General features: G+C 39.1%; 18 protein-coding genes. 4 read left to right on the forward strand and 14 right to left on the reverse strand.

The window, feature by feature from the left end:
• Positions 1-3 precede the first annotated feature (3 nt).
• The 4 genes from DWW91_RS03165 (at position 4) to DWW91_RS03180 (ending at position 3,115) form a co-directional block, all read left to right on the forward strand.
• Positions 4-969: a toprim domain-containing protein gene (locus DWW91_RS03165; protein WP_057328420.1), complete on the forward strand. Its 966-nt coding sequence runs from the start codon at positions 4-6 to the stop codon at positions 967-969.
• Between the two features lie 146 nt (positions 970-1,115).
• A complete protein-coding gene (locus DWW91_RS03170) occupies positions 1,116-1,499 on the forward strand; it encodes a MobC family plasmid mobilization relaxosome protein (protein WP_007479984.1) in 384 nt (127 codons plus the stop codon).
• Positions 1,465-2,391 (forward strand): relaxase/mobilization nuclease domain-containing protein, encoded by a 927-nt coding sequence (locus tag DWW91_RS03175; RefSeq protein ID WP_057328419.1) that lies wholly within the window; start codon positions 1,465-1,467, stop codon positions 2,389-2,391. The genes DWW91_RS03170 and DWW91_RS03175 overlap by 35 nt, the downstream gene beginning before the upstream one ends.
• A gap of 4 nt (positions 2,392-2,395) precedes the next feature.
• Positions 2,396-3,115, forward strand: a complete 720-nt coding sequence (locus DWW91_RS03180; RefSeq protein ID WP_122326924.1) for a hypothetical protein — start codon at positions 2,396-2,398, stop codon at positions 3,113-3,115.
• A gap of 55 nt (positions 3,116-3,170) precedes the next feature.
• On the opposite strand, the gene DWW91_RS03185 is transcribed toward DWW91_RS03180, so the two are convergent.
• From DWW91_RS03185 to DWW91_RS03250, 14 genes are all read right to left on the reverse strand, one after another.
• The gene (locus DWW91_RS03185) at positions 3,171-3,503 is read right to left on the reverse strand and encodes a helix-turn-helix domain-containing protein (protein ID WP_005802205.1); all 333 of its coding nucleotides are present in this window, start codon (positions 3,501-3,503) and stop codon (positions 3,171-3,173) included.
• A 130-nt stretch (positions 3,504-3,633) separates the two neighbouring features.
• Positions 3,634-4,053 carry an RteC domain-containing protein gene (locus DWW91_RS03190; protein ID WP_009860053.1) on the reverse strand — a complete coding sequence of 140 codons (420 nt, stop codon included), beginning with the start codon at positions 4,051-4,053 and terminating at the stop codon, positions 3,634-3,636.
• A complete protein-coding gene (locus tag DWW91_RS27980; protein WP_122326925.1) occupies positions 4,007-4,252 on the reverse strand; it encodes a hypothetical protein in 246 nt (81 codons plus the stop codon). The genes DWW91_RS03190 and DWW91_RS27980 overlap by 47 nt, the downstream gene beginning before the upstream one ends.
• 67 nt (positions 4,253-4,319) lie before the next feature.
• Positions 4,320-4,640: a DUF3795 domain-containing protein gene (locus tag DWW91_RS03200; RefSeq protein WP_005802209.1), complete on the reverse strand. Its 321-nt coding sequence runs from the start codon at positions 4,638-4,640 to the stop codon at positions 4,320-4,322.
• Positions 4,637-5,119: a GNAT family N-acetyltransferase gene (locus tag DWW91_RS03205; protein WP_009860054.1), complete on the reverse strand. Its 483-nt coding sequence runs from the start codon at positions 5,117-5,119 to the stop codon at positions 4,637-4,639. Before DWW91_RS03205 ends, DWW91_RS03200 begins: the two co-directional genes overlap by 4 nt.
• A gap of 15 nt (positions 5,120-5,134) precedes the next feature.
• Entirely contained in the window at positions 5,135-5,563 is a 429-nt protein-coding gene (locus DWW91_RS03210; RefSeq protein WP_009860055.1) for a hypothetical protein, read from the reverse strand.
• Positions 5,564-5,579: 16 nt separating this feature from the next.
• Positions 5,580-5,993: a hypothetical protein gene (locus DWW91_RS03215; protein WP_057328417.1), complete on the reverse strand. Its 414-nt coding sequence runs from the start codon at positions 5,991-5,993 to the stop codon at positions 5,580-5,582.
• A 30-nt stretch (positions 5,994-6,023) separates the two neighbouring features.
• On the reverse strand, positions 6,024-6,455 hold the full coding sequence (locus tag DWW91_RS03220; RefSeq protein ID WP_057098940.1) for a GNAT family N-acetyltransferase: 432 nt from the start codon (positions 6,453-6,455) through the stop codon (positions 6,024-6,026).
• 99 nt (positions 6,456-6,554) lie between these two features.
• Positions 6,555-7,118, reverse strand: a complete 564-nt coding sequence (locus DWW91_RS03225) for a Crp/Fnr family transcriptional regulator (protein ID WP_057328416.1) — start codon at positions 7,116-7,118, stop codon at positions 6,555-6,557.
• Positions 7,119-7,127: 9 nt separating this feature from the next.
• A complete protein-coding gene (locus DWW91_RS03230; protein ID WP_015546401.1) occupies positions 7,128-7,700 on the reverse strand; it encodes a Crp/Fnr family transcriptional regulator in 573 nt (190 codons plus the stop codon).
• A gap of 231 nt (positions 7,701-7,931) precedes the next feature.
• Positions 7,932-9,086, reverse strand: coding sequence for a YhcG family protein (locus DWW91_RS03235; protein WP_122326926.1), 1,155 nt, complete (start codon positions 9,084-9,086; stop codon positions 7,932-7,934).
• A gap of 25 nt (positions 9,087-9,111) precedes the next feature.
• The gene (locus tag DWW91_RS03240) at positions 9,112-10,335 is read right to left on the reverse strand and encodes a site-specific integrase (protein WP_122326927.1); all 1,224 of its coding nucleotides are present in this window, start codon (positions 10,333-10,335) and stop codon (positions 9,112-9,114) included.
• Positions 10,336-10,713: 378 nt separating this feature from the next.
• Entirely contained in the window at positions 10,714-11,475 is a 762-nt protein-coding gene (locus DWW91_RS03245) for a class I SAM-dependent methyltransferase (RefSeq protein WP_122326928.1), read from the reverse strand.
• A gap of 961 nt (positions 11,476-12,436) precedes the next feature.
• Positions 12,437-13,303: a hypothetical protein gene (locus DWW91_RS03250; protein WP_122326929.1), complete on the reverse strand. Its 867-nt coding sequence runs from the start codon at positions 13,301-13,303 to the stop codon at positions 12,437-12,439.
• Between the last annotated feature and the right edge of the window lie 25 nt (positions 13,304-13,328).

A 13,328-nucleotide genomic window follows, 5' to 3' on the forward strand; every position in this document is an offset into this window, starting at 1 on the left:
GTTATGAACATCGAAGATGTGAAACAAATACCCATCGCAGACTATCTGCACAGTTTAGGCTACTCTCCTGTCAAGCAGCAGGGCAACGGCTTATGGTACAAATCACCGTTAAGGGAGGAACACGAACCGTCTTTCAAGGTGAATACTGACCGCAACCTTTGGTATGACTTTGGCGCAGGCAAGGGCGGCAACATCATCGCATTGGCAAAGGAACTCTATTGCTCTGATAGTCTGCCATACCTTTTAAACCGGATAGCGGAACAGACACCGCACGTCCGCCCGGTCAGTTTTTCTTTTCCCCAGCGTAGGACAGAACCGAGTTTCCAACATTTGGAAGTCCGTGACTTGACCCATCCCGCATTGCTCCGTTACTTGGAGGGACGGGGTATCAATATCGAACTGGCAAAAAGAGAATGTAAGGAACTACATTTTACCAATAACGGCAGACCGTTCTTTGCTATCGGTTTCCCGAATATGGCAGGAGGTTACGAGGTTCGCAATTCCTTTTTTAAGGGCTGCATCGCCCCGAAAGACATCACCCATATACGGCAGCAGGGAGAGACGAGAGAGAAGTGTTTGGTATTCGAGGGTTTTATGGACTATCTTTCTTTCCTCACGCTCCGGATGAAGAACTGCCCGACCATGCCCGACCTTGACAGGCAGGATTATGTCATACTCAACTCTACTGTCAATGTGCCGAAAGCCATCAACGTGCTGTACCCGTATGAACGCATCCACTGTATGCTTGACAATGACAAGGCAGGATATGAAGCGACACGGGCTATCGAATTGGAATACTCCTACCGTGTGCGTGACTTCTCGGACAATTACAGGGGGTATTCGGACTTGAACGATTACCTGTGCGGCAGGAAGCAGGAACAGGAGAACAGTGCCAGCCACGCACAGGAGATAAAGCAGGAAACCGGACAACGTGCCGCCCCAAGACAGAAAAGGGGCAGGGGCATTTAGTCCGGCAGGATTACCAGCGGCAGGCGGTTTGATTTGGAGAGCAAGGTTATGTTTCGGTAGACCGAAACTACCTTGCTTTGCTCATCGCAAAGAAAATTTCTCCCGTTGGTCGCAATTTTTAAGACACCATTTAAACGTAAAAACCTATGACGAATATAAAGGATAAGCCGGGGGGACGTCCGGCAAAGAAACGGATAGAGAAGCAGCAACGGGTAGTCAGCACGAAGCTGACCGAGTTGCAGTATTACGCTATCAGAAAGCGAGCCGGGGAATCCGGGTTGCGTGTCAGTGAGTATGTAAGGCAGGCAGTTGTTTCGGCAGAGGTCATACCCCGGCTGAACAGGCAGGATGCGGACACCATCCGCAAGTTGGCAGGGGAAGCCAACAACATCAACCAGTTGGCGCACCGGGCAAATGCCGGAGGGTTCGCACTGGTGGCGGTGGAACTGGTAAAACTCAAAAACAGGATTGTCGAAATTATAAACCAGTTGTCGGATGATTGGAAAAATAAAAAAGGGAAGCGGGTTTAAGGGCTGCGTGAACTATGTGTTGGGCAAGGAACAGGCGGCTTTGCTCCATGCAGACGGGGTACTGACAGAAAGCCGGGGAGATATAATCCGCAGCTTCTGTATGCAGACCGGGATGAATCCCGACTTGAAAAAGCCTGTCGGACATATTGCGCTAAGCTATTCCCCGGTGGACACACCCAAATTGACGGACGAGAAAATGATACAGCTTGCGAAGGAATATATGCGTGAGATGAAAATCACCGATACGCAGTATATCATCGTGCGCCATCAAGACCGGGAGCATCCGCACGTGCATATCGTGTTCAACCGTATAGACAACAACGGCAAGACCATTTCGGACAGGAACGATATGTACCGCAACGAGCAGGTATGCAAGAAGCTGAAAGCCAAACACGGGCTTTATTTTGCTGGTGGGAAAGAACAGGTAAAGCAGTACCGCTTGAAAGAGCCGGACAAATCGAAATACGAGATTTACAACGCTGTAAAGAATGAAATCGGCAAATCCCGAAACTGGCAGCAGTTACAGGGGCGGTTAGCGGAAAAGGGTATTACTATCCGGTTCAAGTACAAAGGGCAGACAAACGAAGTGCAGGGCATATCCTTTTCCAAAGGTGAATACACGTTCAAGGGTTCGGAGATAGACCGCAGTTTCAGTTTCTCCAAACTGGATAAATGTTTCGGGGATGCAGGACTGAACGCTGCCGGAAACAACCGGCAGACAGTTTCCGTACCTGTTCAGGAGCCAGCGCAGACACCAGGCAAAGCCGACAGTCCGTTACTGGCAGGCTTGGGCGGTCTGTTCTCCGCTTCATCCTCTCCAGCTGATGAAATGCCCGATGATTCCTTTTTGAGAAAGAAGAAGAAAAAAAAGAAAAAACAACTAAAGTTATAAGCGTATGGAGGAAAATTTGATTTTAGAGGGGCTTCTCTCAATGGTTACTGAACTGAAAGAGAAGCAGGAAGCACAGGTAACGCCAGCCAGTCGGGAGGAAACTTTTGAAAGGCTGAACGCAATCGAACAGGCATTGTCGGAACTACACAGCAACCCTGCTGTTTCCGAAAAGGATTTGCAGGCTATCCGAAGCCAGCTTAACGATATAAGGAACAGGATGCAGGGTCAGCAGAAACATATCGAGGACACCAAGAAAATAGTATTGGAAACCTACCGTTGTTTCAAGGTAATGCTTGATACTTTTGGCTCTTGCAAGACGGATAAAGAGGAAGCCGCACCCTTACCGCTCTATCAACGGATTTACAACAAGGTCGCTTCTTGGATTCGTCCGGGATTGTTCCTTTTTTCGGCAGTGCTGGTTATCTGTTCCGTTTCCATATTCTTGAATGTCCGTTTGGCTGAACGTATGCAGCAGTTGCAGGACAACGATATAAAATACCGCTATTTGCTGATGCAAGGACAGGCAGACGGGGAAACTTTTGATATGCTGGAAAACAAGTTCAAGTGGCAACGGGATAACAGTTTTATCCGAAGTCTGACCGATTCAGTGATGGATTTTGAATACCGCATCCAAAAGCAGGCGGAAGCACTGGAGCGTGCAAGACTGTTGAACGAGCAAGCCGAACAGCTAAAGAAAGAAGCCGATAAGTTGGGCAAGCCATAAGCAAGGAAAGCCGGAACAAATGATGAAGCACATTCACCGTTCCGGCTTTTTAGATTTACTTCTTTTTCTTCGTACAGTGTTCTTTCTCGAACTGGCGTAGCGTGGTAATACTGAACCTTTCTTTGATGAACTCCCTTACATCGGAAGCCTTGTAATACACTTTTCCGCTGATAGTGAAGTACGGTAGCGCACCGATAGCCCGGTAGCGTTGCAGGGTTTTGATACTAACTTTGAACAACAGGCATAAGTCCTGATTATCCAGCAGGTTATCATCTTCGGGCAGTACCCTGTCTGCATTGCGTAGTACCCGTACATCCTTACAAAGTTCTTCCAGTTTGGCGTACAGCTTCTGCATCCATTCACCAAATTCGTCATTCTCTATATACATAATTGCTTCATGTTTCAGGTTATACATTCTTATTTGTCAATCGATTGATGAAGCAAAGTTCTAAAAATGGATGCAAAGAAATTACAGGGGAACTAATGGAATCCCCTATAAATAAACCATAAGTTGCTGATTATCTATATCCTTTCTTGTCATGTTCTTTTCGGATAAGGTCAGCCAGTCCATTAAGAAATTCGGTGAGTTTGCCCGGTTTTCGTTTTATCACGTCCTCATGCTTTTGGTGACAGTCGCTTATCTTGATGTTAAACAACCACTCAAAACCTTTGGATAAATCCACCAAATAGGCAGGCTTTCCATTCTGATAAACGATGTCTTTGGAGAGGAACAGACCGCTTACCATTTCCATGATGTTGATAAGGGTTGTCTTGTCAGCGAGAAATAGAGGGGAAAGAGATTGCTTATTAGTACGTTGTTGTAGCTGTTCCGGGTACTTGATACGCCATTCGATAAGGCGTATTTCAGTGTTTAAAAGTCCTATCGCTTCATCAACTAAATGCAAATAGGGTATTTTTTTCTTGCTCAAACCGTACACGATACGATTTAAGACGATACAAGCCAAAAGAAAAATAACGTAGTAATACGCCATAATTTTGTTCGTTGATACAGAAATTGGCTACATGAATAGCCAATTCTTCAATAGCATCTTCCAATTCGGATGCAGAAACTTTACGCTGTGAGTATTCCGATAATAATCGGAAAAGTCTCTGTTGTAATATGTACTTATTGTTCATTGTATATATATTTCTAATTTAAGAACTATCTATCTAAAAGAATATTATTTTCAGAAAGAGATAAAACTTAATCTTCAACTTTTTCATTATAATACTTTAGAAAATTAATTTCACCTATATCTTTTAAAAGTTTTTGATTTTCAATAAAGTCCTGTCCATATTTTAGCCAACTTTTGGTGAATCTTCTAAGTTTGGCACATGGAAAATCAGAACATTGAAAACAATGTGTTATTTCTTTTCCCAAGCAGCACAAATGAAATGTTTTACATTTTTCGCATCGAGAGTTACTCAGTTCTGCTCCTTTGCAGGGGCTTTTTTCTCTTGTATATGCAGGGCAACCACCACAAAATACACCACAAGCAGGAATACGACCGTTATAAGATTTCATTTGCTGAGTTTCTTTGCCATCCAAAAATTGGTGAGAGAAAGCATATTTGCTTTCCGTTTTTGTTCTTCCTCTACTATATAGCCTCTTTTTTCAAAGAATGAGCGGGCTGTTAAACTTACTTCTGATGTAATCCGTATAAGTCCTGTTGCAGTTGCATACCGTTCTATTTCATTTAGAAGTATCGTAGCAATACCTTTACCTTGAAAATCTTTATGAACAAACATAGAATGCAAATAGCCTTGTAGAGTAATGGATGCAAAGCCGACAATTTGTGACTGTTGATTAGTGGCTACAATAAAATAATGTGTTTTAATCATTCCTTTTATATGGGAAAGGTCGTTTCCACACGATGCCCAATCTTCCACTTCTGCTTTTGAATAATCACGTTTGTTTATATTGAGGACTGTATCTTGAAATAAATCTTTGATTTCAAGGGCATCAGACGGTTGGGCAATTCTAATTGTAAAATCTTTATCCATGTATTGTAAAATTAGTCATTTGTTTATATGCCTTTTATCATAGGAATACTTTTTTTGTAGTTCCCTAAAGATACGTTCCAAATCATATCCATGCGGATTGGAAATTTGGAAACATCCGCTTTCTATGGGGCTATTAACCTGAGGGGCAGTTATCACCGTGTCCTTGAAAACGAAAGCAATGTACTTTCCTACACTCTTTGTTGTGGCTTCTCTCCATATAGGCAATTTATCTTGGAGGAAGACACCGGTAATGACCGAGCGTCCAAAAGCATCAGTTTCCAAACGTAAAGTATCGAAATCCTTAACAGTAAGGAAAGGTGTTTGTGAAAGGCTGTCTGTAGTCTGTGATGTTACGTAGTACCAGCCGTTTATCCGGTGAAAGGATTTTGTCTGTATACAAGCTGTCATTAGTAGGCAGAAAAAGAGAATTGTTGAAATCTTCATATCCGCTATTTTTAGGTTAATACATCTTCTCCAACGTCCACACCATCTTATTGGGATTATAGGCTTCCATTACGAGGTGTGTTTCTGTGTATTCCAGCACTGTCCACGGACCTGCTATGTTGTCGAACGTGATGATTTTTCCATTTACTTGATAAGTAAAATCTGTGTTCCACATATATCCGTCTTCTTCGTTCGTCCTTGTATAAATGCCTTCTGATTCGTTGGTAAACTGAAGAATGGATTGTTTTGTGTACTCTATCTCATCTTCGATATTGTACACGGTCATTTGCGCTTGCCAAGTAGTTTGCTTCAGGGTTTCGGGGGTGAAGACAGAAGTAGGGGCATCATCGTTACTACAATTTGTCAGACATAACATGGCGCAAATAATGAATGTGGAAAGCACCATACATAAAGTAATTTTCTTTTTCATCTTATCTCTATTTTAAGTGATTGACAATAATTATATATTTCTCTTCATAGGGATACTAACAATACCTTTATTAATCTCTTTTTCACCCACTTTTTTGAAGCCTAAAGATGTATAAAAAGTTTCTGCATAGGTTGAAGAATTAACTGTTATATAAGTGAAATTACAATTGCTCATCATATAGTCAAATAGCGATTTCCCTATTCTTTGCCGATGATAGTGTGGCAAGACAAAGAAGAGGGATATATGTTGCCTTTCCTGATGTACACCGATTATTCCTATCAATAAATGATTGTCAAAAGCACCATATATGTCAAGTGTATTCATCAACGATGTGTCATACACGAAACTTTTAAAGGTTTCAATACCTTCTTGGGTGAAATCATTCCTGCCACATTCCATATATACTTGATAGGACAAATCAGCCGCATTATTATATTCTTCTTGTGTTAATTTACGTATCATATCAATGTTATTAAATCATGAATGCAAAATACGGAAGAATAAAGAAAAAAGGTCTTGACAATTGTCAAGACCCCGGTATAATGGATGTTAAAAGATTGGCTATTTCTCCAGTTTGCGGCGTATGCGACTAACTGTTTCAGGAGTAACTCCTAAGAAAGAAGCTATACTTTTCAAGGATACAGTATCTTTAAGGTCAGGACAACGTTTCATTAGTCTTTGATATCGTATTTCAGGTGTACAATACGAATCGAGCAATCGTTCATACACCATTTCATATAGATTTTCAGCTACATATCTTCCTAATCGTTGAGTTTCCATATTCGTTTCCCAACATTCTATAATATCATGGCGTGATATTTCATAAACAGAACAGTCTGTTAACGCTTGAATGCTCACTGCTGACAGACAACTTTTCATAAAAGAAGAATAGTCACATACAAATTCATCGGTAAAAGCATATCCCACAATGTGCTCTTCTCCTTCTTCGTCAATATGCGTATATTGAAATGTGCCATGTTTTACCCATCCAGCAAAACGTTCCACCTCATTTTGCCGGATAAAGAAATCTTTCTTATGGTAAGTACGCAATATCCCTTTTCTCGCAAATAAATCTTTTACATGGGAATAGTCCAAATTGTTGAGATATGTATTAAAATCATTCATTATCGTAAGCTATTTATTCAGTCCACGGCGTATGCGACTGATTGTTTCCGGTGTGACTTGCAAGAAAGAAGCAATCTCCTTTAACGTAATGTACTCTTGAATATCGGGGCATCTATTCAATAAGTCAAGATACAGCTCTGCTGTGGTCTTGCAGTACATATCCATTAATCTATGATACATTAATAAGTATGATTGTTCAACAAGCGTACATTTTAGTTGCATGGTTTCTACATTTGCAGCAAAGAATTCCTCCACTTTTGAATAGGACATATAACAAATCTTTGTATCGCAAACGGCTTCAATTGTTACTAATGACGGTTGATTGGGTTCTATAAGAGTGCATAAACTTCCTGCAAATTCTCCGGAGAAAGTATATCCTACTATGTGTATGTTTCCTTTTTCATCCACACGAGTATATCTCAATAAGCCGTGTTCAATATAAGCTCCCCGATGATTCACTTTGCCTTGAATAGTGAATCGTTCGCCCTTTTTGAGTTCGATATAAGTACCATGTTCCAAAATGAACTGCTTTAGCTGTTCTAATTTCGAATGGTTGGCATATTGTGAGTTAAAATCTTCCATACTATAAACTAATTACAATTGAAATATAGAATAACTTCGTGAGTTGTTCTCTCAAAAAGCAAAAATAGATTCCTGACTTTGTCAAAACATCTTCTCTTTTTTTTTAATCCACTTTATTGTGAGTTTAGTTTGTGCTTTTGTATATATGTCCAAAACGAACTAAACTTATTTCTATTGACTGAAAGTATATGCTGGCGAAAGAAGAAACAACCTTTTTCCTTTTCGCCAATTTTAAAGTTTGTAACTCTCATAGTTTGAGGAGGAAATGAACTCTTTTATTTCTTCTTCTGTTGGAAGCTCTATCCTATACTTCTGTACAAAGATATTTGGGTCTAATCCGGCTGTGGCATACTTTACTAATGTATCTCCCTTTTCAGTGCAAAGCAGAATACCGATAGGTGGATTATCATCCGGCTGCATCTCTTCCGCTTTGAAATAGTTCAGATACATATTTAGTTGCGAAGCATACTCATGGTGGAACTTGTCTATCTTCAATTCTACAATAACATGACATTTCAAAATACGGTGATAGAACACAAGGTCGGCAAAGAAATAATCTTCATCAATCAAGATGCGTTTTTGCCGGGCTTCAAAGCAGAAGCCATGTCCCATTTCTAACAGGAAGTGTTGCAGGTTGTCAAGAATGGATTGTTCCAAATCGTTTTCCGTCACTAATGCACGTTCATTCAACCCTAAGAATTCCAAAGTAACAGGGGTATTGATAACATCTTTAGGTTGTAATAAGGTTGCTTGTTGCTGGACTAAAGCGGAGAGGGCTTCTTTGTTTTTGGATAGTCCGCTACGTTCGTAATATAAAGATGCGATTTGTCGCTCCAACTCCTTTACAGACCAGCAGCCACGAATGGTTTCCATTTCATAGAAAGCACGTTTTACCGGGTTCTCAATTCCCGATATAGTGTTTAAATGGGTGGAAGATAATCTGTTGAATAATCTATCAGCCGGAATCATCCATGTTTCGGTTTGTGGGTATTCTGTTGATAGTTTCCAAACGCCATTTTCAGATTCGGCGGTCACTAACCGCCGAATTGGTTCAGTGAATTCGGCGGTCAATGACTGCCGAATTTGAATTTGTGATGCAATGTATTGTGTGATAGGTTCTTTTAGCTGTGGATAAACAAGGTACAACCGCCTAAATTCACGGAATCTACGTTCATTCAGACCTTTTGTTTTCAGTCGTTGTTCCAGCTTCTTCAACAGTTGTTCACCGTAGGCGGCACGGTCTTCTCCGTTCTGCTCAAATTCTACGATATAGCAACCCATAAGCCAGTTACGGGAAGTAAGGGCAAGGTTTACAGCGTGTGCGGCTTGTGCCTGCAACGTGTTCTGTATCGTGCTGATATGTTTTACTAATGCTTCAAAGTTCATAGTTACAAAGATAAGTCTTTTATGGTTAAAACTTTAGCTCGGGCAAGCTGTTTATTGCTTCCTCTTTCAATTTATCCACCGCACGGGTGTACTTCTCCGTATGCTTCAATCCGCTATGCCCTAAAAGGCTGGCTACGGTTTTGATATTTGCCCCATTATTCAGAATGTTCACGGCAAACGAATGTCGGGCACAATGCCAGCTTATATGTTTGTCTATTCCGGCTCTCTTTACCCAACGCTTTACTGACTTACAGCAGCTTTCGTAAGTAGGCAAATCGAATATTGAACAGTTTTTATCTGCCGGAGCTTCACCAATGATAGACAATAGACCATCATTCAGGGGAATAACCACACCACTACTGGCTGAATGTCCCTTTGTCTTGCTTTGCTCAAACTTTAATAACCGATTAGCGTAATCTACATTTTTGTAGGTAAGGTCTTTTACATCACAGAAACGCAAACCACTGTATAAACAGAAGATAAAAGCCCGTCTGACATTCGGGTTTTCGTTGTCATAATGGCAAGCCGCCAACTTTTGTATTTCTTCGGGAGAAAGAACATCTTTTCGAAGCATTTGGCTATCCACTTTACAGGTAACACTTTTACATGGGTCTTTCAACATTACATCGTGGTCAATCGCATATCGAATAACTTTCTTGAAACGCTGGTAAATGCTTTTAGCACCCTCACCAACACTTCGGGATTGCAAATAGGCTACAAACTGCTCCATCATTTCTTTGGTGATAAGTTCCGGTTTGATACTAAACTCATTCATGGAGTATTGCTCTTTTAAGAAGTCCTTAAAACGGCTAAGCGCAATTTGTACCATGCGAATATCTTTCTTGGTATAACTGTTGATATAGGCTTGGAAATAGTCTAAGAAATTGACCGTTCTATCTTTTTTCAACCGATAGCCTAACATACTTTCTTTAAATTCCTGCTCACGCTCCGCACGTATCTTTGTGGCAAGCTCCAACGTTTCTTTGTTCTGCTGACGTTCTGCAGGGGTACGGGGCTTATCTATCAGATACAGACTAAGGTTTTCTTTTCGCCTGTTGTGCTTTACTGCAAACTTGGGCTTACCTTGCATCTTTCCACTATCATAGTACACTTGATTGCCGTTTTCATCTAATACGGGCTTTTCCTCTCTACCTAAATAATACTCTAAGTAAAGGCTAATTCTACCATCCGAGAGCTTGTTTTGCTCTAACTTGGGGTTTTCTTTCGTTTTATTTTCTAACTTTGCCATTGTTTAGAGGTTTTATCCCGATTTAGGTACCATAACCGGGTGATTACGCTAAATAGTTGATTTTCTTTTGTTTTCCGATATTGCAAAGGTACAAAAGAAAATGATATTTCAAAGTGTACTAAAAGTGTACTGAATAACGGAAAATGGGCAAAATATGGCAAAAATAGAGAAAATAGGAAATATTCAAGTAATTGATAATAAGGAAGATAAATTCTTTTGTTTTCCTATGATTTCTATGGCTTGTACCGGGTCTGGGTACACTACTTTAAATTAAGTTCCTGATTATCTATAGATAGTCAGGACTTTTTATTTTAAGGGCAACGCCAGGGGCAATACTGGATTAGGATCAGACTTCGGCATGAGCCTAAATTGACTACATCACTTATCAAATGCTAATACGTATATCTGTTTTTCCGAATTATCGCCAAATGTTTCTTCTTCAAAGCCTCCAAACTTATGAATAATCTTAAATCCAGCCCATTCCAGATATGAATCCAATTCCTGAGGAAAAAACAATCTCATATCCAGATTTTGAATTGAATGAAACTCACCATTTATAAAGTAATGCCATTCTATGCGGTTAATTTGAGTTGCGTTTTCATAACGCATTGTCTGCTTTATCAAGACTTCCCTCCCATCATCAGTTGTATATGCTGCAATTTCCTGTTGTTCCTTTTCACCTTCAACAATATATTGAATATTAGGGTTAAAGCAATCTAACAGGAATAAACCTCCGTCTTTAAGAAGATTTTTAACGACATTAAATACCTCAAATAAATCTTCATTCTTATATAAATGATGAATTGAATTAAATGGAATAAAAATAAAGTCAAATTTTTCGCGCAAATCTAACGTTCTAATATCCGCTTTAATGAAAGTAATCTCTACTCCTGCTTCAGAAGCTTTTGCCTTTGCTTGTTCAAGCATGGATGAAGTGTAATCGACTCCACAAATATTGTATCCATCCTTTGCAATTGGAAGCGTAAGTCTGCCTGTTCCACAACAAAGTTCAAGTATTTTAGCATCCCTATTTTTCGGCAGCCACTTTTTGTAAAACTGCAAATCGGATAGGAAGGTATTTAATCCATCATAAATACTTGCGTCATAAATCAAATCGCCCACCTTGTAATCTGTATTCATTCTGTTCTTTAAATTATATTTTTTGTGTATGGCCTCAGGTTAGTCTGTTTCCAATAAGACAAAATTAATATCTTTTTCTCTTCATGACATTAACCTTGCAAGTAATAAGTTCCATAACAAATCACAGCAATATCAAAAAGATAAAAAATTCCAGTTATCTGATAGGTAGATTTGGAAAGTTCCCATAATTTTATTTGATTATCAAAATGATATTTTATGTATATGGAGGATAAGCTATACAGTGGGGTGGAATGTCGATTCATTTTTATGGAATTCTCGCGAGGCTTCCTCTGCTGTCTTTGTTCTGATTTATGTCATATTTTTAGCGTAATGATATGTATTGCTTATGGTTTTGGGCAATATACCGCATATATATCTATTATTGTTGGTATTTTGACATTTATCGCTTATCTGGATAAATGGTTGCTCTGGAAATAAAAATTGCTTTAAAACATATAATTCCCTCTCTTAAAAGTACCGATTGACATCTTGCGCCATCGTAAATTAACAAATATTTGCAATAAATTTCTACTACAATAAAAAGACATCTCGTTTAAAATGAAAAAAATCTCGTTTTAAACGAAGTTCATGTTTGTTTATAGCAAAATAAAAAGTTGATATAAAACGCCCATCACGTTAATAAATGTATATACACCTCTTCCAGAATGACTGATTGAAAAATAAGCACGTTCTTATTCAGTGACATTTTCTATCATAATATTTGCATATGCCCTATTCGTCTGTCTTTTTGTCGTTTCATAAAACAAATTACAATTATAGAAAACCATTCTCTTTTCTTTTAAAAAAGCTTTGACATCGATCGCACATAATACACCTATCAGCCGCTAAAAAAATATTAAAGACTTCTGTTGTGCTTCTTTCAGGTCAATATTGATATTTAAATCCCGTACACTTATCACTTATTCATAGTGCTAAAAACATTTTGAACATCTTTTTGTGTCTATTCCAAGATATTTTCGGGAATTGCTGGTGTGGTATTAAGTACTCCCACTATCGTATAATTTGTATCATCTATCGTGGTTTTTAAAATTGGTTCTTCTATACCCACACTTCTGCTAAGAGTTTCATGTACAAGAGCTTTCCAATCCACACCTAAACAAACTTGTATCATATTGATGACAGTATTGCTACTTGTTTCTCCGTCAAGAAGTTCAAATCTCAGACTGTGAGGAGTGTGTGCTATAGCAGCATCAGTAAAATTCCCATTTATGTCCGAACCATAATTTAATGTTAAATAAGGTATACCATACGTATTTGATGAGTTACCTATACCATATTCTATCTTGACTGAGAATTCGTATGTTCCTTTTGCTATCAGGGTATTAGTGGCTCCTGTTCCAGAACCTGTGTTTCGGAAGAAATAACAATCTTTTGCTTCATTATTTATCAAATAGACTAATGTTCCCTGTGAAAGTGCCGGATGATTGCTATTTTTTATCGCATAAGCCAAATAAGAGTCTGTTACTTTTATTTTCAATCCAACCTCCTCATTAACAATATTGTCTTTTATGGTAACGGTGGTTTCTCCTTTTTGCTTCGGGGTGATAACTAAATTTCCCATATCTATCGAACTTGACAAATCCACAGACACATCCAAGATCTCTGTTTTTTCAACAGTTACAGAATAATTCCTGTTGCCACCTCTAATGGATATAGATTGATTTCCTAATAATGGAACTTCGTAATACTCTTTTTCAAACGATAGAGGGTATATTTCTTTTTTCTCATCATCATCACTTCCGCAACTACCAAATCCTATAGCCGAAAAAAATAGCAACAGTATTTTGAACAAAGTCTTTATATTCATGTTTTCTTTATGAATTTAGTTTATA

Source organism: Parabacteroides sp. AF17-3, from assembly GCF_003635445.1.
GTDB classification, from domain to species: Bacteria; Bacteroidota; Bacteroidia; order Bacteroidales; family Tannerellaceae; genus Parabacteroides; species Parabacteroides goldsteinii.